The organism is Ruminococcus sp. 8Y-12 (assembly GCF_058119865.1).
Genome location: NZ_CM176623.1, coordinates 2546687 through 2571163 on the forward strand (window position 1 = coordinate 2546687; position 24477 = coordinate 2571163).

Annotated in this window: 17 protein-coding genes; 11 read left to right on the plus strand and 6 right to left on the minus strand. The window is 50.3% G+C overall.

Annotated features, from left to right (window positions below):
- The first annotated feature begins 3 nt into the window (after nucleotides 1–3).
- Nucleotides 4–186 carry a MerR family transcriptional regulator gene (locus AC0THY_RS09440; protein ID WP_159750662.1) on the plus strand — a complete coding sequence of 61 codons (183 nt, stop codon included), beginning with the start codon at nucleotides 4–6 and terminating at the stop codon, nucleotides 184–186.
- Nucleotides 187–296: 110 nt separating this feature from the next.
- Nucleotides 297–1547: a tyrosine-type recombinase/integrase gene (locus tag AC0THY_RS09445; RefSeq protein WP_489990369.1), complete on the plus strand. Its 1251-nt coding sequence runs from the start codon at nucleotides 297–299 to the stop codon at nucleotides 1545–1547.
- Nucleotides 1548–2030: 483 nt separating this feature from the next.
- Here AC0THY_RS09445 and AC0THY_RS09450 read toward each other — a convergent pair whose 3' ends face one another.
- Nucleotides 2031–2459 (minus strand): transposase, encoded by a 429-nt coding sequence (locus tag AC0THY_RS09450; RefSeq protein ID WP_489990370.1) that lies wholly within the window; start codon nucleotides 2457–2459, stop codon nucleotides 2031–2033.
- Nucleotides 2392–3138: a transposase gene (locus AC0THY_RS09455; RefSeq protein ID WP_489990371.1), complete on the minus strand. Its 747-nt coding sequence runs from the start codon at nucleotides 3136–3138 to the stop codon at nucleotides 2392–2394. The genes AC0THY_RS09450 and AC0THY_RS09455 overlap by 68 nt, the downstream gene beginning before the upstream one ends.
- 476 nt (nucleotides 3139–3614) lie before the next feature.
- Here AC0THY_RS09455 and AC0THY_RS09460 point away from each other — a divergent pair, with 476 nt between their 5' ends.
- The 9 genes from AC0THY_RS09460 (at nucleotide 3615) to AC0THY_RS09500 (ending at nucleotide 11886) form a co-directional block, all read left to right on the plus strand.
- On the plus strand, nucleotides 3615–3884 hold the full coding sequence (locus tag AC0THY_RS09460; protein WP_489990372.1) for a YrrC family ATP-dependent DNA helicase: 270 nt from the start codon (nucleotides 3615–3617) through the stop codon (nucleotides 3882–3884).
- Nucleotides 3881–5335, plus strand: coding sequence for an AAA family ATPase (locus tag AC0THY_RS09465; protein WP_489990373.1), 1455 nt, complete (start codon nucleotides 3881–3883; stop codon nucleotides 5333–5335). The genes AC0THY_RS09460 and AC0THY_RS09465 overlap by 4 nt, the downstream gene beginning before the upstream one ends.
- Nucleotides 5336–5338: 3 nt before the next feature.
- The gene (locus tag AC0THY_RS09470) at nucleotides 5339–5617 is read left to right on the plus strand and encodes an ATP-binding domain-containing protein (RefSeq protein WP_489990374.1); all 279 of its coding nucleotides are present in this window, start codon (nucleotides 5339–5341) and stop codon (nucleotides 5615–5617) included.
- A gap of 432 nt (nucleotides 5618–6049) precedes the next feature.
- Entirely contained in the window at nucleotides 6050–6178 is a 129-nt protein-coding gene (locus tag AC0THY_RS09475; RefSeq protein WP_489990375.1) for a hypothetical protein, read from the plus strand.
- A gap of 309 nt (nucleotides 6179–6487) precedes the next feature.
- Nucleotides 6488–6757: a hypothetical protein gene (locus tag AC0THY_RS09480; RefSeq protein ID WP_489990376.1), complete on the plus strand. Its 270-nt coding sequence runs from the start codon at nucleotides 6488–6490 to the stop codon at nucleotides 6755–6757.
- 144 nt (nucleotides 6758–6901) lie between these two features.
- Nucleotides 6902–7210, plus strand: a complete 309-nt coding sequence (locus tag AC0THY_RS09485; protein ID WP_489990377.1) for a hypothetical protein — start codon at nucleotides 6902–6904, stop codon at nucleotides 7208–7210.
- Between the two features lie 223 nt (nucleotides 7211–7433).
- Nucleotides 7434–8120 (plus strand): response regulator transcription factor, encoded by a 687-nt coding sequence (locus AC0THY_RS09490; protein WP_489990378.1) that lies wholly within the window; start codon nucleotides 7434–7436, stop codon nucleotides 8118–8120.
- On the plus strand, nucleotides 8117–9211 hold the full coding sequence (locus tag AC0THY_RS09495; RefSeq protein ID WP_489990379.1) for a sensor histidine kinase: 1095 nt from the start codon (nucleotides 8117–8119) through the stop codon (nucleotides 9209–9211). Before AC0THY_RS09490 ends, AC0THY_RS09495 begins: the two co-directional genes overlap by 4 nt.
- 164 nt (nucleotides 9212–9375) lie before the next feature.
- Nucleotides 9376–11886, plus strand: a complete 2511-nt coding sequence (locus tag AC0THY_RS09500; RefSeq protein WP_489990380.1) for a M13-type metalloendopeptidase — start codon at nucleotides 9376–9378, stop codon at nucleotides 11884–11886.
- 323 nt (nucleotides 11887–12209) lie between these two features.
- Here AC0THY_RS09500 and AC0THY_RS09505 read toward each other — a convergent pair whose 3' ends face one another.
- The 4 genes from AC0THY_RS09505 to AC0THY_RS09520 all read right to left on the minus strand — a co-directional run bounded on the left by AC0THY_RS09505 (nucleotide 12210) and on the right by AC0THY_RS09520 (nucleotide 24477).
- Nucleotides 12210–15404 (minus strand): ATP-binding protein, encoded by a 3195-nt coding sequence (locus AC0THY_RS09505; protein WP_489990381.1) that lies wholly within the window; start codon nucleotides 15402–15404, stop codon nucleotides 12210–12212.
- 57 nt (nucleotides 15405–15461) lie between these two features.
- Nucleotides 15462–15815 carry an Hpt domain-containing protein gene (locus AC0THY_RS09510; RefSeq protein ID WP_489990382.1) on the minus strand — a complete coding sequence of 118 codons (354 nt, stop codon included), beginning with the start codon at nucleotides 15813–15815 and terminating at the stop codon, nucleotides 15462–15464.
- A 3-nt stretch (nucleotides 15816–15818) separates the two neighbouring features.
- A complete protein-coding gene (locus tag AC0THY_RS09515; RefSeq protein WP_489990383.1) occupies nucleotides 15819–19406 on the minus strand; it encodes a response regulator in 3588 nt (1195 codons plus the stop codon).
- 70 nt (nucleotides 19407–19476) lie between these two features.
- On the minus strand, nucleotides 19477–24477 hold the full coding sequence (locus AC0THY_RS09520) for an ATP-binding protein (protein WP_489990384.1): 5001 nt from the start codon (nucleotides 24475–24477) through the stop codon (nucleotides 19477–19479).

Below are 24477 nucleotides of genomic sequence, written 5' to 3' on the forward strand. Positions count from 1 at the left end.
TAAATGGAAGATAGTAAAATTTTATTGAATGTGGAGGAAACAGCGGCATACTTAAATATAGGAAAGACAAAGACAAGGGAAATAATGAAAGACAATGAAAAAATATTTGTTGTCCGAATTGGCAACCGGAATTATGCGCATAAGACACTGCTTGATAAATGGCTTCTTGCCCAGATAAAAAATTAGAGAAATGTCAAGGGTACAAATTTTGATTTTGTACCTTTGTTTTGTTAAATGAAAAATGTTATTTTCATGGGGAAGCCAGCAAATATTTCAATTTCAAGGAGGACGGCATTATGGCAAAGGTAAAATTACCCAGAGGAATAAGGGAAAATAAAGGAACATACGAGGCACGGGCAATGGTAAACGGGGTGAAAATCTGTTTATATAATTCCGACCTGAATCAACTGAAAGAAGAATTTGAACAGGCGAAACAGCAGGCGAGGAACAACCTTGATTACAAAAGGACACAGATGACCTTAAATGAATGGTTTGAAGAATGGTTCACCGATGTGAAAGCGCATAAAGTAAAAGAAACAAGTATCAGTCCCATGAGAAATAATTTTAAAAGGACATTTGGATTTTACATTGGTACAATGAAAATCAAGAATATAAGACCGATGGACGTACAGCAGGCAATCAATGCAATGGAAAAAGATGGAATGTCTAACAGTGCAATGCGAGAGGCGTTAGGCAGGCTTCGGGAATGTATGGAGTTTGCAGTGGGCAGTCAGTTGATTCCCACAAATCCGTGCTTGATTGTGGAAGTTCCCTGGACATATAAGAAATCAAAGGAGGAGATAGCACTGACGCAGGAAGAACAGAACGCACTGCTTGACGAGGTGGAGGATAGTTGGTATAAAGAAATGTTTTATTTCATGTGCTTAACCGGAGTGCGAGTGGGAGAACTTGGAGGGCTAAAATGGTCGGATATTGATTTTGAGAAGAAAGTCATCTGTATCAATCGGTCATTAAGCTGTAGCTACTGTAATGGGGTGAAAAGAGAAATTTTGGTAAGTCCTAAGACAGTAAATTCAATCAGACAGGTTCCTTTCCTTGGTGAAATGGAAGAAATATTAGAGTCACAGAGAGAAAAGCAAATCAAGCTGAAAAAAGAGTTGGGGGCAAGGTGGCGGAGCGGAGATGAATTTGACGATTTAGTGTTCACTACGGGAATGGGAAGTCCGTGCAGTAGATATATCGTGCAAAAGGAAATTAAGAAAGCGGTCAAGCGGATGAGAGAAAAAGAGGCAGTGGCAGCAGTGCAGGAAAAGAGGGAACCAAATGTTGTCAGGGACTTTCATCCACATACATTAAGACACACCTTTGCCACCCGTTGCTTTGAGAATAAGATGGAGCCAAAAGTAGTACAGGCATTGTTAGGGCATTCCAGTATCAGTATCACTCTGAATATTTACACTCATGTATTGGATAAGAAAATGGAGGAGGAGCTTCAGAAGTTCGGTTCGGCGAAAACGCAGGAACGGGAGGCATATGCCGGACTTGATGTAAAAAAGGTAAAAATCACAGCTTTGAGCCATTGCTGAGTAAATTTGGGGGAAGAACCTTACCCCCAAATTCCCCCAAATGGAGAATGGCTATCCCCCAAATTTGAAAAATCAGAATTCGGAAATTTTAGAAAGCAAAATGAATTTTCCCCCAAAATAAAATTTGGGGGATACGGTTGAAAAGCCGCTGGCTTAGAGCAGTCAAAAATCACAGAAAAGCCAGTAAAATACATAGTTCCGGGGATATGCGACCAGAACACAAAAAGAGGAAAGTTCGCAAAACAGATGGGAAGCAACTAGATTTTTGAAAACGTTCTTGACAGGGCTGAGAAATCCAGTATTTATGCAGGCCAATGGCATTAAGTTAAGAGATTTAAAGAGAAGTTAATATTGTTCGTGATATTAACTTCTCTTTTCTTTTTCCTTTGATTTATGCTAATCAATTGTTTTTGTGGATTTAAGGACGCCACAAATGGACAAGAGCCTTCCCTTGTCAAAAAAATGATGTATCCATTCAAAAATCTATGCTATTCTATACATGAAACTTATTGCTTGTTTGACTTTCATTTCACGAGGTCTCGAACGTCCCGGCCGAATGGGCGTTATATATCTTGCAATAAGTGATTCAATATCAGGTGGAATATTTATACCAGGTAGAAATTCACGGCATATATGTACTGCGACAGTAGAATTGACTTTACATTCATATTTTCTGCCTTTCTTTTCAATGACTACAATTTCTTGAAGTATGTATTCCATCTTCTTTGAGTGAAAATGAAGTAATCCTACTGTATATTTCAAATCTCTAAATGAAGTTTCAATTCCCCATCGCATACCATACAGTTGTTTCAGACTATCCGCAGGAAATTCATCAGTATCCAGATTAGTTACTACAACTTCGTAAGAATCCTCTGATATTGGAAAACGTACTATCCGGCAACTCCAGGCCATGCAGAATACCAGATGAATACCGGTTAAAATCTTTCACTCGTATTAGATAAAACCATACTTTTTCCTGGATATGAGCCATGTTGTTGTATGCCTCATATCCTCGATCTGCAATCACAATTACATTTCCCCGCAAAGTGGATCTGTCAACCATTTCCATTAGTGCTTTATTTTCACCAGCTTCTTTGTGTTTGAAAATGACTGCATCCTCATAAGTGTGAGATTTCAGATTATATAAAGCATTCAAATGCAGCAGGTTATAAGGTTTTATACCTTCTGCTGTTTGAAAAAGAGAGTCTTTAGCATGTAGATTGGTTGGGATTTGAATATCTGAACCATCAACAGCTAAGAGTTTATATCCTTTATAAGTATCATTGCTATAAGTTGCTGCAATAAAATCACGGAAAAGCAACGCAAATGCTTTAGGGAGTAATTTCTTACATTGCTGAACAAAAGCCGATGATGTTGCTGTATTTAAGCCATAGCCAAACTGCCGTAAAAGTTCATTTGATAAAGATGCTCCTTTCATTGTCAATAACGAAAGAATCATTTTCTCATATGGTATTTTTGTGTTTCTGGAAAATTCTGTTTTGGGATTAGAAACAAGGCCTGTTAAATCCTGCTTTTGCTTATTAATAATGTCCATAATCAAATTTTTTAGTTCCAGTGAAGTCTTATTCATGCGGTATCCTCCTTGTAAAAAAATGTTTTCTAATTACAAGGGCCGCTTTAGCTACTTCAAAAATATTCAGTAGCTAAAGCGGCTGCATTTTTTTGCTCATTTGTCAATGCTTATTCTCAAAAAAATCTCACACCACATTTTCTGTGATGTGAGATTTTCTTAACTTAATGCCATTGGGATAACAGCAGTTTGGATGAGGAATCTTATGCAGCCCTTTCATGGTATCAAATGGAAGGAAGGGAACGCATCCTGGGGCTGATAAAAAAACTGGAAACCGAAAGAATATATGCGCTTTCCATAACTCCTGAAGGCATCTGTACGGTTCGGGAAGACAACAGATTCCGAAGAGTTGGATTTTTGTGCTCTTTTCCCCGGCGGAGGATACGGGTCATTGAAGAGGAACTTAATAAAGATGGTATCCGGACAAATATGAGTGGGAAATACTTGTGGATGTCTTGGGGAAAGGGAAAGCGCAGATGATACATTGTAAGCCAATCAGCAGGATATATTATAATGCGGGGAACGGGTACACGGTAGCTTATTATGCGACGACAGATGAACTGCCTCCGCAAGTAGAACGTCAAAACAAAGGTATCAGGGGAAGCTTTACTGTAGTAGGAATTGAGATTCCTATGGGTGAGGGACTGGAATTAGAAATAGATGGAGAATGGAAAAACAACAAAAAGTTTGGCCTGCAATATGAGGTTTCATACTATCAATGGTCTATTTGGGGCCTATGGGTGTGACACCTAAAAGACTGGCAAAGATTCACGAACATTTCGGGAATGCTGCCCTCAGTATCGTGAAGGAAGATCCGTTCCGTTTATGTGAGATAAAAGGTTTCGGCTTCATCAGCGTGGATCCTATTGCTGTCAAAAGTAAAGGCTTCAGACTGGATACTCCGTTACGGATAAAAGCGGCAATCGCACATGTGCTTCAAAAAGCACAAGAAGATGGCCATCTATATTTAACCAGTGAAGAAATCGTAGTCAACGCCAGCAGGCTGTTAAATCATGGCTTAGATACAGAAGAGGTCACAGCACGTGCCATCAAGGATGCTGGGAATGAGATGATAAATAAGGACCACCAGTTAGTAGGAAATGCAGGTGGTATTTATACTAAGCGAAGCTTCGATGCTGAGATGGGGGCGGCGGCAGTGATCGCCAGACTTCTCTTGCAGCAAAAGATGCACGTTAAGGTAGTTCATCTGCTGGACCGTGTTCAAAAAGAAGAAAGAATTATTTTGAATAAACGGCAGAAAGAGGCTATCTGTATGGTGTTCGCTCATCCGTTTTCCATTATCACGGGCGGATCGGGGTGCGGGAAAACCACGATCATTCGTTTCATTATCCGCATACAGGAGATATTGGATAAGGAGGCCATGATACTCTTATGTGCTCCGACTGGGAGGGCAAGAAGAAGGATGTATGAAAGTACCGGCTATCCTGCCGTGACGATTCAAAAGGCAGTTGGGATGACCGGACAGGAAGGCGAGGAAGCGTGGAATATGCCGGAACAGCTGCCAGATGACTTGGTCATTGCAGATGAGTGCAGCATGATTGACATGTTCCTTGCCAATATCTTTTTTGGCAGCATTAAATTGGGGACAAGAGTAGTCCTGCTTGGTGACAAGAATCAGCTTGAAAGCGCAGGACCAGGAAATGTTTTCAGAGAAATGATAGAATCAGGAGTAATCCCGGTAACTGTCCTGACAGAATGTTTTCGGCAAGAAGAGGATGGTACTATCATTAATAATGCACGTAAGGTCAATGATAATCGGACAGATTTAGTATATGACCATACTTTCCGATATTATCCGGCTAAAAGTCCGGAAGATGCAGCCAGAGTCATAAAGAGAATTTATGAAGAGCGGTGGCGGATGCTTGGAAACGATGCGGATGCAGTCCAGGTCCTTTCCCCATTGCGGAAGGATACGGCAGCTGGGTCTGATGCCTTAAATGAGGTGCTGAGAGAGGTTGTCAACCCGAAGCGGAGGGGACTGCAGGAAACGAGAAATGGGAAGACACTTTTTCGTGAAGGGGACAAGGTTATGCAGACAAAAAACAATGATGAGGTTGCGAACGGTGACATAGGCGAGGTCCTTAATATCTACAGGGGCGGTGAGAATAACGATATGACCGTCCGTGTGGATTTTAGAGACAATCGCGTTGTCGAATATAACGACGAAGATTATTAGCCATTGACGCATGCTTATGCCACGTCTATTCACAAGGCCCAAGGCAGCGACTATCCTATTGTCATTATACCGATGCTCGGCTGTTTTAAGCGTATGCTACGTAGGAATATTCTGTACACAGGCATCACCCGTGCGATCAAAGAAGTTATTATTGTAGGCAGTAAAGCAGCAACAGCTCAGGCAATACATAACAATAATACGGCTAAAAGAAATACAAGATTTGCTTTCCGCCTGCGGCTGCTGATGAAGGAAATGCAGCAGGAGCCGCGCAAGAGCGCATAAGGAATATGATGGATAAAATAATTGGGATATCAATACTGATACAGTGCATTTATGCGAGGCTAGATATTACGAGGAGGGGATGGATGATCTATGGGATAAGGTCAGCCCGGTCTTTTTCATGGAAGGAAAAACTTGCGGATGGCCTGTGAACAGGGAAGCGTCTACTATTGCAGTGAAATCGGACAATGGGTAGCGGTTGACAGCTACTGCGTTGTCTGCGGCAATGAAGTTGAAACAAGAAAGTTATCAAAAGAGTCAGATGCCTTGCGGTATGCGGCAGTACGGAGGATGCTGGAAGTTCCCCCCACAGTACACAACATGCCCAAAGTGTTATCAGAATTATCTGGATCAGTGTGCATAAAATATCAGTTAATAGTTGAAGACGTTCCTTCCCTCAGATAGTGGGGGAAGGGGATTGAAAAGGAGATATCAGTGATAAATGAAAACAATCAGAATTGGTTCACTGAAAAAGAGCCGGAAATGCTGTCAGACGCTCTGCTGTGCCAGATTAATTGTATTAAGTGTATGAAGCCAATGGCCGCAAGTATGGATATCACCTAGATCGTGGATGATCACATAAAGAGCATTCAGCAGTTACATTATAAAATATGCACTTATATGGAAGATAAGTGATAACGCAGTGAGCGGGAAATCCTTTACTGTATTTCTGATTTGTTATTTTGCGCCGAGGATGCAGATAGAAAACAAAGTTGAAAAGTTCTTTTGTCGGTCTGTAAATGTTCAGGAAAGAATATGAGGCAGTCCAAAAGATAAACAGATTTTATATCATTTCAGACCATGCTGCATCTTAGGCAAATATAGATATTAGCCTGTACATGAATACAACGAAAATAGAAAGCGTGAGTAGATATGGATGTAAATAAAAGAATGATTCGGTTGGTCTTTGGAAATATCGGTGATGAAATCGCTTTAAAAAATATCTGTGAAGCACAATATGAAGATATGGAGGGACTGACAGAAAAGGATCGTGATTTTCTGATACATACAAACCAGTTTTATTATAGTATGGAAGATTTTTGTGAGCTGCATGAAGCGTCCCCCGAGGACTTCCAAGAACTCATGAAGGATGGAGACATAGTTAAGACAACGGACGGATATGTATATAAAAACGGTGTATGATGCTTCGCCTGGTAGAATGGCCGTCCATGAACTGGCGTGCATGACAGAGGAAAATCTGTACACCTTTCTCTGTTAAAATATTGTAGCGAGATGATTCGGAATATGGCAGAGTTCACCCGATGGATCACAGTTGTGGAGGTTATAATGATAGAATATTCAAATAAAACCACCCAAAAGGAGTTTGAAAAATATTTGGTATCCAGTGCTATAAAAATGGAAGCAATAGAAAATGATATCAAGACTTGGCAGGTTTCTAATGGTTTTCATAATTGGAGAATTGTCAGTACTGAAAACAGCAATAATTTCTCAATTTATTACATATCAAAATACGATTGCGATCAACCATATCGTGTTGATATTATATCAAAAGGAAATCGTGTGCAAATCCATAAGGCGGAAATAGCTGGCAGAGAAATCAAAGCAGATAGACTTCTGAGAAATTTTTCGAGATAACGGGCCTAAATAGCGAGTTGAATTTTTATGCATAGGCGAAAGAGCGCTTCGAAATCAAGGGCGGATCAATCGTTTATGCCAAACGATCGACAAAATAAAAAGAATTGTTGCTTTCAACGCTTATCTAATCTTTATCTAACACATGATATGGTATAATGACCCCTATAAATGTAAAAAACAGGCATTGTTTGCTATAAAAACGATGAAACGTAAGGAGGCAGGAATGAAGCTGCTACTAGTAGAGGATGAAGTTCTTTTATCTGCGGCCATGACCAAGGGGCTGAGAAAACGCGGTTATGCGGTGGACTGCGCTTATGACGGTGAGGAGGCACTGGAGCTTTACGGCTTAAATGAATACGACCTGATGATTTTAGATCTGAACCTGCCTAAACTGGACGGGCTGGAGGTACTGCGCCGGATACGGGAGCAGGATGCCGGTCTGCGCATTCTGATCCTCTCCGCACGGAGTTCTGTTCCGGACAAGATTGCAGGACTGGACGGGGGAAGCAACGACTATCTGACCAAGCCCTTCGACTTTGCCGAGCTGGAAGCCCGCATCCGCGCTTTGCTGCGGCAGGAGCTTCGGATACGGGACGTTAATCTGACTTGCGGCTGCCTCCGGATGGACACGGCTGCCAGGCGAGTCTATTGGGAAGAGATTCCCGTTGAACTAACTAAGAAGGAATACACCATTTTGGAATATCTGATGACACATCAAGGGAAGGTGATATCTCCGGAAGAGCTGATCGAACATGTGTGGGACAGCGAGCGAAATATCTTCTCTAATGCTTTCCGGTTTCAAATATCTTCTTTGCGCAAAAAACTGGAAGCGGCCTGCGGAACCGACGGCCTGATCCTTACGGTGAGGGGTCAGGGCTACCGGATGGCCGATGGGGAGGGACAGAAATGAAAAAATGGTCCCTGCGCATCCAAATTACGCTGTTGGTGGGTCTGGTACTCACCTTAGCCTGCATTCTGCTTACCGCCAACTCCATCTATTCAGCCCGGGGATATTACGGTGTGCTGGACGGCGAAACCCAGATAGAAGATGTGCCGGAAGGTGAGGTAATCGTACCAGGCCGGGCCTCGCCCTACGCCATCGCCACCCGGCAGTTTTCCATGCAGAGCGTCGTTGTCATGTTGGCGGCGGTCTTACTGTCCGTGACGCTGACCTACTGGCTCACCGGGCATCTGCTGCGCCCCCTCACCGGCCTGACCGGTTCCATCCGTGCCATTGATCAAGAGCAGCTCCATCAGCGCGTGGAACTGCCGCAGGCCAACGGAGAGGTCCGGGAGCTGACGGAGTCCTTCAATGGAATGCTGGCCCGGCTGGAGAACTCTTTCGAAATACAGAAGAACTTTGCTGCTAACGCTGCCCATGAATTGAAAACACCCCTCGCAGTGCTCAAGACCTCTCTTCAGGTACTGGAGATGGACGCTGAGCCGGATCGAGAGGATTATCAAGAGTTTACCGCCGCGGCCAAGGCCAGCATAGACCGGCTGGCCGGTACTGTGGACGCGCTTATGACCCTCGCATGGGGCGACGGCGGCGATACCACAGAGGATGTCGCCATACGCCCGCTGCTGGACTTGATATTTTCTGAGCTTAAGCTCAGGGCGGAGGCAGGCGGAGTTTTGTGTACCCTTTCTGGTGACTGCCTGCCGGTGCGTGGCGATCCTATGCTGATATACAGGGCCCTGTTCAATCTGATAGAAAACGCGGTCAAATACACTCGGTCCGGAGGGAGAGTGGAGGTTACCGTTTCCCAACGGGAGAGCGGAGCCCGGATCCAGGTGACCGATACCGGGATTGGAATGTCCAAAGAAAATACCAGCCATGCTTTCGAACCCTTTTACAGGGCTGACCGCTCCCGCTCCCAGGAGATTCCGGGTTCCGGCCTGGGGCTCTCTGTTGTGAAAAATATCGTGGAACGTCTGGGCGGAAACATTGTACTGGAGAGTACGGAAGGTGTGGGCACTACTGTCATACTGAATATATAGGGAAAATAATCCGCCTGAAAAATGGCGGATTATTTTTATATCATAGGAAAGTCCTTCGGAATTCACTATGATATAAAAAGCCCTCTGGCCGGAAATCTAAACTTCTTCTAACACAGTATTTGTTATAATGAAATCATACCAAATAGGAAAGGATTAGAGAGCCGATGAAGAATAGACATTTCTTACGGGCGGCGGCCCTGTGCCTCGCTCTATTAACCATGCTGACTGCCTGTACATCCAAGAAAGAAGATGAGTCCTCCCCGCCTGCGCAAGTCGGTGCCAAAACCGATACTCCCGCCAATCTGGGACAGATTGCGGACTATCTGGTGGGCGCCGCGGATGACTACAACAAGATTAACCGGGCCGCTTTACTGGACGGTCTGGAGGGCGGCGAGGGCGCCCAGGCGACCCGGGTGCAGGCCCTTGTGATGGTGAGCCGGGCTTTTGGCGACCTGCCGGAACCCAAGGGAAATAATGCCCGACTGTCACCCGAAGCGGCTGATTTGAGCGGTGTGCCCGGCTGGGCCAAATCCGACCTGGAAAACCTGAACAGGGGCGGTGTGCTGACAGGCAGCGATCTGACCGGCATACCATCTCAGACTGAGGGCAGCGCCTACGGTGATCTAATGATGCCGGAAGGGGCGGCTGAAGACGGGGCTGGGCAACGAGCAGAAGACCAGAAGGCCGATGATAACATAATGCTTCCTGAGGGAGAAGGATTTGAGGCTGCGGATGGCTATGGCATCGCCGGCGGTGAAGAAGGAAATCAGGGAACTTCCGAAGATATGGCGGACAGGATCACCCTCTCCGAGACGGAGACTGTGGTACGCAGAATTTGGAATTTGTTTGGAGCCAATCTGAAGGATGACTTCTACGCAAATGTCAATAAGACCGATTTGGAAAACACCTCCATCTCCCAGGGAGAGACCGAGGCGGGCGGCTCCAGCACTGTGGCTGAAAAAACAAATGAGAAGGTGCGCGGTTTGATCCGGGAAATCGTGGAGAGCGGCGCGGATTATGCTCCCGGCAGCAACGAGCAGAAAGTCCGTGATTTCTACCGCAGCATCCTGGCGCCCCGCCCAGGCGGTATAGAGCCCCTGCAATCCTGGTTTGAAGAGATCGACAGGGCCGGAAGTCTGCCCGAGCTGCGGGATGTGCAGCTGGCGCTGATCGAAAAGCTTGGACTGAGCGGAAATGGCCTGCTGCCCTTTTCGTTGTCGGCCGACCTGACGGACGCGGATAAAAAGGTACTGAACCTCACCAGCGGGTTCATGGCCATGACCGTAGAGGACTATGAGAATACGGAAAGCAAAGCGCACAAGGAGTACCGCGCAGGCCTGATTCAAAACTTAGTAGAAGTGGGGGAAACTGAGGCGGCGGCCAATCAGCTGGCGGACGCTATCATCGCACTGGAGCTGGATCAGCTCAAAAACGGCATGACTTCCGAAGAAGCCGCCGATCTTAAGAACTACAACAATATTCTCACGATGGACGAACTGGATGACCTGATGCCGGACTTGGGCCCCAAAGCGCTTCTGACTGCGCTTGGCTTTGATCCCTCCATGAACCTTCAGACCTATGATATCAAGGGGCTTAAAATCCTGGCGGCCCATATGACGGAGGAAGAGCTCCCCCGCATAAAGGCGCAGATGAAGCTGAATCTACTGTCCGGCACACAGTCTCTGCTGACTGGAGAGACGACAAAGGACGATGCTTTAGACGAGGTATCCAGCTATCTCTCCAATGAAGTGGGTCAGCTCTATGTACAGCGATATTTTCCACCCGAAGCCAAAGCCGGGGTGGAGGAGCTGGTTGACAAGCTGATTCAAGCTTTTAAGAAGCGTATTACCGCTCTGGACTGGATGGAAGAAGCCACCAAGCAGGAGGCGCTGCGCAAGCTGGATACCCTTACCGTACACATTGGCTATCCGGACGAGTGGCCCGTAAACAGCGCAGAGATCAAGGCGCCTGAGGATGGCGGCAGCTACTTTGAGAATATGGCGGCCATCGAACGGGAGAGGCTGCTCCAGAGCGTGGCGAATCAAAGTGCCGGCGGGGACTCCTTTGGTCTCCCGGCCTTTATGGTGAACGCCGCGGCCAATCGCCAGTCCAATACTCTGGTGTTTCCGGCCGGCATCCTCCAGCCGCCCTTCTACGATCCGAATGTCTCCCTGGAGGAAAATTTGGGCGGAATCGGTGCTATTATCGCCCATGAAATCACCCATACGTTTGATGACCAGGGCGCTCAGTACGACGCGGACGGCGTGGTGCGGGACTGGTGGAGCGAAAAGGACTATGCCCGCTTCCGGGAGCTGTGTCAAAAAGCCCAGGACTTTTATGATGGCGCCGAGGCGGCGCCCGGCATCATAGTCAGCGGGAAGATGACCCTCAGTGAAAATATAGCCGACATCGGCGGCGTGGCCTGTGCGCTGGAAGTTCTCTCCGGCACGAAAAACCCGGATTACGATGCCTTTTTCCGGGCCTTTGCAAAAAGCTGGCTGTTGGTAACCGACCGGAACAATACCGCTATGATGGCGGCCAGCGATGAACATGCACCCAAAAAGCTGCGTGTCAACGAGGTGCTCAAGCAGTTCCAGGCATTTTATGACACGTATGACATCCAGCCGGGGGATGGGATGTATGTGCCGTCTGATCAAAGAATTTCCATCTGGTAAAGCGCAGCGATTTCATTTATCCGTTTAGTACCGGTTTAAAAATATTAGCAGCTTTGTTGGAGCTGCTGAAAGAAATGAAAAATAGAACCCTCTTTTCGATAGCTTTATTGAAAAGAGGGTTCTATTCCGTGAAAATCCGCCAGCTTGATAAGAGCATAGCGGCTGTCTGACAACATGGCGCGTTCCATCCAAAAAGCGCCGTTCTGTAAGTGCATGGTAAACCCGTCCACCAGCAATCTTCAAAATAGAGTATTACTTCTTAGTTAACTCAACGAGAACCTCTTCCAGCGTCTATATCTACCCGAAGGCCGCAGCAAGTCAGATTAACACTCATTGCGCTCTGTTTTCAGAGTCGGCGTTTCCGTACCCATCAACTTGCCCAGCGTTGAACAGAGGATACCAATATCCACAGGCTTTGCAATATGGGCATCCATTCCTGCCTCCAGTGCGGCCTCAACATCCTCCTCAAAGGCATTTGCGGTCATGGCGATAATAGGAATGGTTTTGGCGTCGGGCCTTTTGTTTGACCGGATGATCTGAGTGGCCTCATAACCGTCCATTTCCGGCATCTGAATATCCATCAGAATGGCGTCAAAAGTTCCAGGGGCAGCTGAGAGGAAAGCCTGCACAGTCAATGCGCCATTGCCCCGGACCTCGGTCTTGGCCCCATACATCCGCAGGATCTCGCTAATAATCTCGGCGTTGATTCCATTGTCCTCGGCCACAAGGAATCGTCGCCCCGAAAAGAGGGTTGCGTTCACAGGAGCCAATAGCGACTGACCGCATTCAGTCTGACCAACATCGGCGGAAGCCGCCTTAACCTTTAATTCTATCTGAAAGGAAGTGCCCTCACCCGGCTTGCTTCGAACGCATATTTTGCCCTCCATCAGCTCTACCAACCCCTTGACGATGCTCAGACCCAGTCCGGAACCCTCCACACGGGATACCGCGCTGCCGCGTACAAAGGGCTCGAAGAGATGCGCCAGAGTATCTTCACCCATTCCGATCCCTGTATCGCTGATCGTAAATTGGTAGCGGATCCACCGGGGCGTCTCCGCCGGGGGGAGTTCGTTCACCTCTAAATGCACACTCCCTCCCCGGGGTGTAAATTTGACCGCATTACCCAAAAGATTGATCAGAATCTGACTGATGCGCAAAGCGTCTCCATAAAAATAGGGATTAGGAATCACGCCGATTTGTATATCGTATTGCAAGTCCGCCTGCTCCGCCTGGGGCATAATAATCTCTCCGACCTGCTTGATCAAGTCCGGCAGATAGAGCTGCTCCTGGTTCAATTTTATCCGTGATCTCTCAATCCGGTTCATATCCAAAACATCGTTGATCAGGTTTAGAAGATGATTGGAGGCAGAGGCTATTTTTTGCAGACAGTCCCGGATTCGGCCGGGGTTTCCAATGTTGGCCTTCGCCAGCGTAGTCATTCCCATGATAGCATTCATAGGAGTGCGGATATCATGACTCATGGCCGATAAGAAGTCACTTTTCGCACGGCTGGCCTCCCGGGACAGCTCCAGCGCCCGCTCTAACTCCACCTTCGCCGTCCGCTCTGTGGCAAGCATATCAGTTACATCGACCCGTACCAGGCAGACCGTCTTATGGTGCTGGTCACCCCATAAGACATTGACCTGCTTGTACCGCAGGCTGTCCGCTGTTTGATAAGGAAGCACAAAATCATATCCGCCCGGCTTTTGTTTCAAGTTGCGGAGCAAAGTCTCCAGATGAAATAGCTGTCTGACTTCCTCACGCTCCGCTGCTGATTCGTAGTAGCCTACCAGGTTATCCAATGCCGCAAGATAGTCCCGGGCGGTGTGTGGGGGGAGATTTTCCAGCACCATCTGTCTGGTATACATGACAATGCTCCCTGTGGCGGTATCTATAAAGCCGGCCAGTTCACAGGTATATGCGATGACCCGGAGCAGGCGCTGTTGCTCCCGTATGGAATCGGTGATGTCCGTTCTGGACAGGCACACCCGGCCCAGCCTCAAATCAATGGGGAAGACCGTCATATTCTTGGTCCGAATACCTCCGGCGTCATCTGTGATTGAAAAAGCAAACGTATAGGATTGCGTATCCTGCAAACGCGCCAGCATACGCCGGCCGTTCAGCGCATCCCTGTACTGCTCCCGGTCCTTGGGTACGACCCTCGACTCCAGCATATGTTCCACCCAGGCCGAGTGGACGCCCTGAGGCGGTGGAACCCAAAAGGCATCTTCATTTTGGGACAGTACCTGATATGTGTCATGCTTCAGATTTACCTCTGCTACAAATTCATATCCCTTGACAGACAGCTGACGGGCAATTTTTTCGGCAACGACCTGTTCTGTGATATCGGTGATCGTCAGAACCCCAATGGTGTCGCCGCTGTCAGGCGCAGATAATAAATTCATTTCTATTGTAACATAGCGGCCGATATCCTCATTGAGAAGTTGCACAAAAAAGCTCTTTACCCGCTTAGTCTCTCCCCGTGCAAAAGCGGCCAGCGCGGGAGAGCGCAGATAAGTGTTTAGAAATTCCTGACGCTCAGTATCGTCTGTAATCAAGGAAGAAAGACCTATGAAAAATTTCTCCCGGTCAGAACCGAAAGCCTCTAAAAGCCCGGCGCCGGCCATACCGCTGATCTGTATGATTTGATTCCGGGTGATATTGCAGTGGCCCATTACCAGTACGTTGGGGTCTGCCTTTTCATGATGCTGTAAAAGGAGGTCGTTATACTGCTGCCGGACACGGGCGCGCTCCTCCCGCTCCTTTGTCATATCGTTGAAGACGGAATAAATTTTCCGCGCTCCGCCCTCATGTTCGATGAGGGAGAGCGTATTCTTGACCCATACATAGTCCCCTGAGCCTTTCAAAAGCCGGTATTCGATCTCCCAGTGGCTTTTCCCGCTGGTAAGGTACCTCCCCAGCTCCGTCCGGACACGCTCCAGGTCCTCCGGATGGACCCCTGTCAGGGCATCTTCACGATACAGCTTCCACGTTTCTTCCAGCGGCATCTCCGTGGTCGCCGCAAGTCCTTCCGATATATACTCAGGGATGATGCACCCATCCGTTTCATAGCGAACCACCGCCACGCCGCCGGGGAGGTTTTTCAGGGTGTTTTGAAAGTATTGCTCCAATCGGCGCTGTTCGGTCACGTCACTGTATGCCACGTACAGGAACTCGTTCCCATCAGGCTGTGCCCTCCGGGAACCCTCTATTTGGATCCACCGGTATTCTCCCAGCCCGTCGTGGAAGATCCGGCAGGTATGCCGCACCATCTCCCCGCCGTTCAGCAGGTCGTTCAGCTTTTCCAGCAGCGTAGCGCGATCATCCTCATGGATGCCGATAAAGGCTACCTGCTCCTTGACCTGCGTAATATGCGTATTGTTATACCCAAGCACTCTATAAAAGGCGGGGTTATGATACAGCGGATAAAGCCACCCCTGTTCCACACGATAAACACACATGCCGCTGGGAATACAGTCCAGAACATCCTTAATCTCATTGGTTATCACTATTTTCATCAACCCTCCTTAGCAGAAGCGGCAAATCCACGCTCTGTTCAGACTTCTTTCCTGCATTTATTTCAGCAGCTCCAACAAAGCTGCGGCCTGTTCATATTCCTCCTGAACAGATAGATAAAGGGGAGAGTAATCCAGCTTTTTCCCGGCGCGCAGAGGCTCTACGATGGCGCAAACCGCCTGATAAAGCGGCGTAAGACCGAGGTTGCCGGCCATACCCTTTAATGTGTGGGCCGCGTCAAAAGCAGCGGGGTAGTCGCCGGCCTGTAATGCCTGGCCCAGTTTATGTAGATTCTCATCCCGTGGCAGCATGGAGAGTATCCTCAAATACATCTGTTCGTTGCCCATAAATCGGGCCATTGTGGTTTCATAGTCCCCACCGTATTTCTGAAAGACTTCTCTTAGATTTGCCATTTTCTATTCCTCCTCCCGGCCCAAAATAAAATCGTAGAGAACCTGATACAGCCGCTCCGGTTCAATGGGTTTGGCCAAATGCGCGTTCATGCCGGCCGCTTTACTCTTTTCCATGTCATCGTCAAACGCATTTGCGGTCATGGCGATGATGGGGATGGTTTTGGCGTCGGCGTTGCTCATGTGGCGGATATTATTGGCTGCCGTCAGCCCATCCATCTGCGGCATCCGGATGTCCATCAAAATGGCGTCATAAAAGCCAGCCTCGGTTTTGCTGAACAGCTCGATTGCCCGCAGCCCGTTTTCCGCTGTGTCCACGGCAAAGCCCTTGCTCACAAGCAGGGCCACCGCCACCTCGGTGTTGATGGCGTTATCCTCAACCAGAAGAATCCGGCGCCCGGTAAAATCATAGACTGCGGGCTTATTCCCTGCACTGATTTCCTCTTTTTCACCCAGCGCCTTGGAGAAGGCGGAGATCAGAGAGGACTTGAACATAGGCTTGCTCATCAGCAGATTGACGCCCGCCAGCGTGGCCTCGTGCTCGATGGAAGCCCAGTCGTAGGCCGTCATAATAATGATGGTGACATCCGGCCCCACGATAGCGCGGATGCGCCGGGCGGTCTCGATTCCATCGATATCCGGCATCTTCCAGTCGATGAGGATCATGTCGTAATGCTTTCCTGTGTCCCACATCGATTGTACCCGTTCGATGGCCTTGCGTCCGCTGTCCACCCATTCGGCGGTGATCCCCATTTCCTTGAGCGTGGCCACGGCGCTTTCACATACCGCCACGTCGTCGTCCACCACCAGAGTTTTCAGAGCGGAAAAATTGGGGAGCGCCTTTTTCCTGTTGTGACGGAGCAGCTCCTCCTCCGTGATGCCCAACTGCACATCCACCGTGAACTCAGACCCAATGCCTTTGATGGAGCGCACCGTGATTTTGCCGCCCATTATATCAATGATGTTTTTTGAGATGGACAGGCCAAGACCGGTGCCGCCGTACTGGGCGGTGGTACCGATGGATTCCTGGGAGAACGGCTCAAACAGGTGAAGGAGGAAGCCGTCACTGATGCCCACGCCGGTATCGTTGACGATAAAGCGCAGCGTGGCGCCGTTCTTGCTCTTCCTGTGCAGTGCTGCAGAGAAGGTGACCTTGCCGCCCTCGCCAGTGAATTTAATCGCGTTGGACAAGATGTTGAGCAGCACCTGCTGCAGCTTCATGGCGTCCCCGACATAAAAATCGTCCAGGGTGGGATCCACGATACACTCGTATTCCACGCCCTTTGCCGCGGCTTGGCTGTAACAAATAGTATTGAGACCGTTTATAAAGTCCTCTGTGGGGATCTTTTCGTTTTTGAGCAGCATTTTTCCGCTTTCGATCCGGCTCATGTCCAGGATATCGTTGATGAGGGAGAGCAGGAACCGGGAGGAGATGCCGATCTTTGAGATGCACTCGGCCACCCGCTCGTCGTCTCCCACGGCCTGGGCCGCGATGGCGCTCATGCCGATGATAGCGTTCATGGGAGTGCGGATCTCATGGCTCATGCGGGAGAGAAAGTCCGTTTTCGCGGCGTTGGCCTGCTCTGCCGCGGCAAGGGCGGCAGCCAGGGCCTCCTTTTGCTGTTGTTCCTGCCGGACGATGGTCGTCACATCGGCCCGGGTCATGCACACCCGTCCCAGCTCCTCGCCGATGTAGAAAACCTGGAATCGTTTGACCCGTTTTTCGCCGTCCTGCCGCAGCTCCAGCACGAAGGTGTAGGAGTTTTGCCGGGCAAGCTCCCGCCGCATGTACTCAGGATCCAGCTTCTCCAAAAACTCCCGCTGCTCCGCCTCATCCATACAACGGGCCGCCACACGGCGAATTTCCTCCTGGAAATCCCCCTCCAGAGGGACGGCAGGGCTCCACTCGTTGCCGCGGACCACCAGACGATAGGCGCCGCTCGCCAGATCGATCTCCGTAATGACGTCGTAATCCAGGCTGGAAACCCGCTCCAGCATCCGTTCCAGCATTCTCTGCCCGGTCACATCAAGGGTATAGAAAAAGGCGATGACGTCGCCGCTTTCCGGGTTGGTGTGCAGGCGAAAGCTGGTGCTGCATACAAATGCGCCGCCGTTCCTCCTTTTACGCAGAAATTCAAAGCGGTAATCGGCTTTTCCATTGGAAAAATCGTTTAATACGCATGTCCGGTCAAGCACGGTGCGAATGTGATGGCCATATTCGGGGTCCACAGCGGATTCGGCCAGACGTTCCACGGCAGACCCATAGGAATCCCCCCGCCGGAAGAGTGCCAGACCTGCGGTGGACTGGTAGCTCTCTACATAGTCCTGCGTAATGTTGAGCCGACCCTGATTACTCCCCTCCGCCGAGGCGGCCTGGGCAAAATAGGACATCTCCTTCTCGTATAGTTCCCTGACCCGCGCCTGAACCTGCTTTTCCTCTGTAATGTCCACAAAGACGCCATAGAAATATTGATTACCGTCGTCCTCTGTGAGCCGTTGGGCCTTCAGAGACACCCATCTAACGCTTCCGTCCCTGCAGACCAGCCGGTGCTCGTCCTGAACTGTACCGTCGCGATCCTGATCCAGCTCAAGCTTAGCCTGTACAGAACCCTGATCCTCCGGGTGGACCACCTTGGACATCCGGTTTCCCAGAGCGGCGAACTCCTGCCTGGTATAGCCCAGGAACTTGTAAAGGCCGTCGTTGGCGCTTACAACGGAAAAACCTTCGTCATACCGGCAGCGGAACACCGCACCGGGGACGTTGTTGTACAGGTGCATGACCTCTGCCTGGGCCATTTTCTGCGCGGTGATGTCAATGCACACCGAAATAATGGCGGGCTTGCCGTCTTCCGCCGTGATCCTGCGCCCCATGTCATGGACCCAGATGTAGGAGCCGTCTTGCTTCTTCATACGGTATTCCACCACATATTGGCCGCCCTCGGCCATCTGGCTGTCCACCTCGGCATCCACCATGGCCCGGTCGTCCGGGTGCATGCAGTTGGTGACCAGCCCCCTGATGTCGGCCACAAAATCCGCCTCGTTGGCATAGCCCAGATGCTCCAGCATCCGATTGTTGACGAAATAAAAGGGGAAACCCTCTTCAATATATCCGCCCATCATGCCTCCGGGCAGGGAGTCATTCAGCAGCTCCTGCCGCTGCCTGGCCATGTTTTCCATCACCAGGGTTTTGGGATAGTGCTCTTCGCCCCGTTGGCTGCTGCTGGGCTCGGAAAACCACAGGGTGCGCAGCCGCCAGGACGTTTGCCGCCGGACCAGAGTAAAGAATCCCCGCAGCCGCCAGCGGTACTGGGTGTTCTTGAGGACCATTCCCACGGACAGGTTGCGGATGTCTGCGGCGATCTCCTGCTCCTGAAAGAGCGTAAGCTCCACCGTGAAGGGTTCGGGGAGCTCCCGGATGTCCCGGACCAGGTATTCTCTCATCTCCTGGGGGCTGTGGGCAAATTCGTCCTCCCCGGTGCCCACAAAACAGAACTCATCGCCTAAAAAGCCATAGACCTCCTCTGCGTTTCTCCGCTCGAACCAGGCGCTGCAAAAAGCCTGAAACGTCTCCCAGGCCGTCATTGTTTTTTCCATCGATCTCATCCTTTCCATGACCAACAATGGTCTTGCTCACGCCGGCCGCTGCTGGGTATGGTATTTTCTTTTAAGGCTTCTCCTTCGCTTCAGAAAGAGGCTTTGTAAACGTGTAATAGTTTTTGTCACTTTTTTTGATCCTGTACATGGCTTGGTCGGCGCGGGAGAGAAGTTCCTTTTCGTCCTGACCATCTCTGGGATAGACGCTGACTCCAATACTTGCAGTCATTTCAACAAACAGGTCCTCTGAGAGCCGGAAAGGCTGCCTGATCTCAGAGAGAATCCGTTCGCAGACGTCCCGGATCTCTTCGTCCACTATGATTCGGCCCAGCAGCAGAACGAACTCGTCGCCCCCCATACGGGACACGATATCGCTGCCGCGCACGGCACGGATCAGCCGTCTGGCCGTCTCCTCCAATACCAGGTCGCCCTTTTCGTGGCCATAGGTATCGTTGACCTCTTTGAATCCATCCAAATCCATGTAGAGGACTGCAAGCAGCTGCCCGCTGGCTTCTGCCTCCAGGAGCAGCCGGGAGAGGATTTTATGAAACAGTCTGCGGTTGGGAAGTCCGGTGAGCGCATCGTAGTTTGCCATATGCGCCAACTTTTCTTCCGCCCGCTTGCGCACCTTGATCTCCTCCTGCAGTGCCTTCGTCCGCTCGTCTACTAGGAAGCGCAGATGCTCATATAAATAGGCGTTTTCGAGAGAAATTGCCAGCTGTGCCGCGATGGGCATGAGGTTTTCTTTTCTTCGCTGGTCAAAGACGCCTGCGGCCAGGTTGTTTTCCAAGTAGAGGATGCCCTTTAGCTCCCCTTTACTGAGGATGGGCATGCACAGGACCGATTTGCAGTGGTTCTCTTTGATATGGATGTCCTTTCCATAGACTCTGGAGTTCTCTCCGTCTTCCAGGATTACGGCCTCCAGTGTTCTCTCCACATACGATACGATGCTCAACGGAATATCCCGGTCCTTTGCCGGCCGCTTTAATACGATGCATACGTCCTTGGCCCCGGAATGGCCCTCCGACTGGATCTCATAGCCGGAATCCGTCTGACTTAAATAATAGATATGCTGTGCTCCCGCACATTCCAGGAGGCTGTAGATCAGCTTTTTCAGGATGCCTTCCAGCTCCAATTCCTCCGAAATGGCCTGGGACGCCTTCAGGACAGAGCGCATATCCAACGATGCGGTGGTGCGGATGGAATCTTCAGAGAGGAGCGCCTGCCGGTTATCGTTCTTCCATAAGCCCGCCAGCTCCGGGTAGTCCTGCCGCATCTGGGCGCACTTACCCTCCGCCCCCCAATGACCATACAGCCGGTAGGTGTCCGTCAGGTAATGCCTGGCCGCCGACTTGATTCCCAGCCGCTCATAGCGCAGAGCGGCCACATCACTGAGGATGGCGTGATGGAGGCTGCGGTCATGATTATCCGCGGCTTCCAGTGCTTCTTCATAGAGCCGCAGAGCCTCTCCGATACAGCCCTTTGCTGCTTTCCGCTCCGCCTCGATTACAAGATAAAGGTGGCCGTAATTACAGAACGCGTCGCTGCTGCGTTCCTTCAGCCAATCCTGGTTATCCTCCAGGGTACGCTGAAGTATCGGCTTTGCCTCCGGCTCATAGTCCCCAATCTCCAGAACCTGGCAGATGGACAGGGAATACAGGAAATTGTGAAGCGCCACGTTGTAAAAGCTTGAGACATACGGGAGCAGAGGCACAGCGTCCCTGCACAGCCGGCAGGCCGTGGAATAATCCCGGTAGATCACTGCCGACAGGGCCCGAATGACATGGTAATAGCTGATTGCCTGCAGATTGTGGGAAAACTGCTCAAGATGGGCCTGTTCGGAAAATCCGTCCCCATCAAAGCTTCCGGTGAGGGAGAGCTCCCCGCGGATACTCCTGCACAACTGCTGATAGCTCAAAAAGCTGCCCAAAGCATGGTCGCTGCCAGTCTTCTCCGCAAACTTGACTCCGGCCTGTACCTCGTTCCACAGCTCCTCCACATGAACCGCGCTTTCCAGGACCGCCATCATGAGCCCATAATAGCCGTAGCAGGCGTACTCAAAGTCTCCCATCTGGGCGTTGCCCTTGATGGACTCCTTTGCATAGGGAATCTCATTGACCACATCTTCGAACCAATGGCCGGTATGGAGGGCAAACATACAGTAGATGGAGTGGATCACCTCCCTGTACTGGTGCTTTTCGGCCAGACGCATCGCCGACCTGCTGGCCGCGTAAGACGTCCGGTAATCTCTGCGCAGTTCCCCCAGGGGCATCATAAGATTGGAATACATCTGCAAGGCATGAGGAGTATAGCCATGCCGGAACATGCGCCGCACAGCCGTAAATACCGTCCAGTAGGAATAGTCGGGATGAAAGAAAAAGGTCGGGCCGCACAGGCGGCAGAGCAATTTGCTGATCCCGGCTTCCATCGGGTCTTCGGCTTCTTTGAGATTCAGGATATCTTCCGGTCCAAGGGCCTCCCGCTCCCGATAAAAGGATGCGATCTCCCGCTCCAGAGTCAGCTTAATATTTTCGCCGGGGAAGGTGACTCCCAGTTGTCCAAGCAGGGCGAGTCCGATCTCAAAGGCGTCCTCATACCGGCCCCGGTTGGAGAAGCTGGATATCTGCAGGCGGCAGCTATCTACCAGCTCGGTGGGCTCCGTCACCAGATTACAGAGCATCCCGTAGATCCGGTCGCTTTCCTCCTCTTTCACCAGATTGCACAGCGCCGCATGATATTCCATGTAGACTTTGGTTAGGAACGGGCGGTTTTCCGGGCGCTTAGGCTCCGGCTGGGAGAGCAGGAGGTTCAGGTACCGCTCCGCTGTGTCGAAGGCGGATACCAGCCCGCATCGGTGCGCCGTATACAGCAGGAACTCCTGAATCCGGCGCCGTTCTTCCGGATCCTCCGCCTCCCCAAGCCCCATTGCATAGTGGTCCGCGATTTCAAACGCCCGTTCGTCCAGATCGCCTGCGGCGCGCGAGCATTCCTCATACCGCTTTCCAAGCCGGTAATGGACATCTGATCGCTCTTTCTCAGACAAAACTGTATAGAACACCTGCTGGAACCGGTCGTGGGCAAACTGATACATGGTTTGCCGGCCGGTTTTCCCATCCTTTCCAATGGGATACACCGCCTCCTGTCCCACCGCCGTGATCAGCCTGCGGTTGATTTCCTGTTCCGGCAGGCCGCAGACAGCGGACAGATCCTCCACAGAAAAGCTCTGCCCAATGCAGGCGCCAAAGGACAGCAGGGATATTGTCTCTTCCGAAAATTGGTTTAAATTTTCTGTCAGGAATTCCACTACATTCTCTTGGGCGGGGCAGGCCCGTATCTCAGCCTCCTCCCAATCCCAGCTTCCTGTGTCCATATCCAGCTTCAGATAGCCTTTTGAATGGCACAGGCGCAGAAACTGCTTGATGTAAAATGGATTTCCCTTGGTCTTCCTATAGATGATCTCTGCCAGCCCGGAAGTCGTGCCCGCTTCCGTTTTGAATATGTCTCCCAGCATTTGTTCGGTGCTCTCCGGATCCAGCCCTTTCAGATTCAGCTGCGTGACCCGGCCGCCCCGCTGTATGATTTTATTCAGGCTGAGGATGAGCGGATGATCGCTGCTTACTTCGTTGTCGCGGTAGCATATGACGATCATTAAATCGTGGATATCCTCATTTTTGAACAGCTCTTCCAGCATTTCCAGGGAGCCCATATCCGTCCGGTGCACATCGTCCAAAAACAGAGTCAGGGGATGCTCCGGCGCAGCCAGCAGGGACAGGAGCTTTTCCAACACCGATTTGAACCTGGTCCGCTCCTCCAGCGGCCCCATGTCCTCCGGAGTTGGATGATCGCCGGTCAGCAGGGCCAGCTCCGCCACCTTACCGGTCAGCAAAGCCGCATTGTCACCCAAGTGTTCCGACAGTGTCTGCTTCCATTTATGGATGACCTCCTCTGGTTCCAAAAAGACCATGCTGCAAAATTGTTTGATGGCCTCGAAAAAGGCAAAATAGGGTACATTGGCGTGATACTGGTCAAACTTCCCCTGCAAAAACATGCCGCTGGTCCGCAGAGCCTCCTCCTGAAGCTGATTGACCAGCGAGGTCTTTCCAATGCCGGAATAGCCGCTGATGGAGACAAGAATCCTGGAACCTGCCGCCACTTCCTTAAAGTCACTCTTCAACTGGGAGATTTCTTCTTCCCGCCCATACAGCCGGTGGGTGAATTCAAAGCGCCGGCTGAAATCCTTTTCGCCAAGGACGAATTCCTTTTCCCTCTGGCACCGTGTCAGATCATAAAGAAGGCCCTCGCTGCTTAAATAGCGGTCTTTCGCCATCTTGGACAAGAGCTTGTCTATGACGGCGGCAAGCATGGGCGGCACATTGGGTAAAATCACGCGAAGATCCGGCGGCGTCTTCGCAATATGAGAAAAAACCAGCTCTGTGGGGGTCTCCGCGTCAAATGGATGCCGCCCCGTCAGCATCTGATACAGTGTTATGCCCAAGGAATAAAAATCTGCACGGTAATCCAGCTCCGTGTTCATTCGTCCAGTCTGTTCCGGAGCGATGTAGCGGAGGGTCCCTTCAATATTTTCAAGCCTGATCCTCGATATCTGTTCATGCATAAACACGGAGGAGATACCGAAGTCCAGCAGTACCACCCGGCCGGAGTCCGCGTCATATATGATATTGGAGGGGTTCACATCTTTGTGGATGACGCCTGCCTTGTGTATGTCCCGCAGGGCCATCACCAGCTGTGTAGCGATCCGGTAGAAATCCGACATCTCCAGAGCGCCCTGTTTCAGCAGCCTGCTCAGCGTGATCCCCGGACAGAATTCCTCCACCAAATAGCAGCGCCCGTCCAGCGTGACTTCGCCAAGAGCCTTTACCACATGGGGGCTGTCTATCCGCTGCATGATCTGATATTCCCGCCGCAGCCGCGCTGTGGCCTCCTGAGTCATATGTTCCTGGCCTCCGGTCTTAAGTACCACCCGGCTGCCGGTGCAGCCGTCCTTTCCGCGCAGCAGCTTGCTGGACGGAGAGAGATATAGCACTTCTAAATTTGTATATTGACACATCAT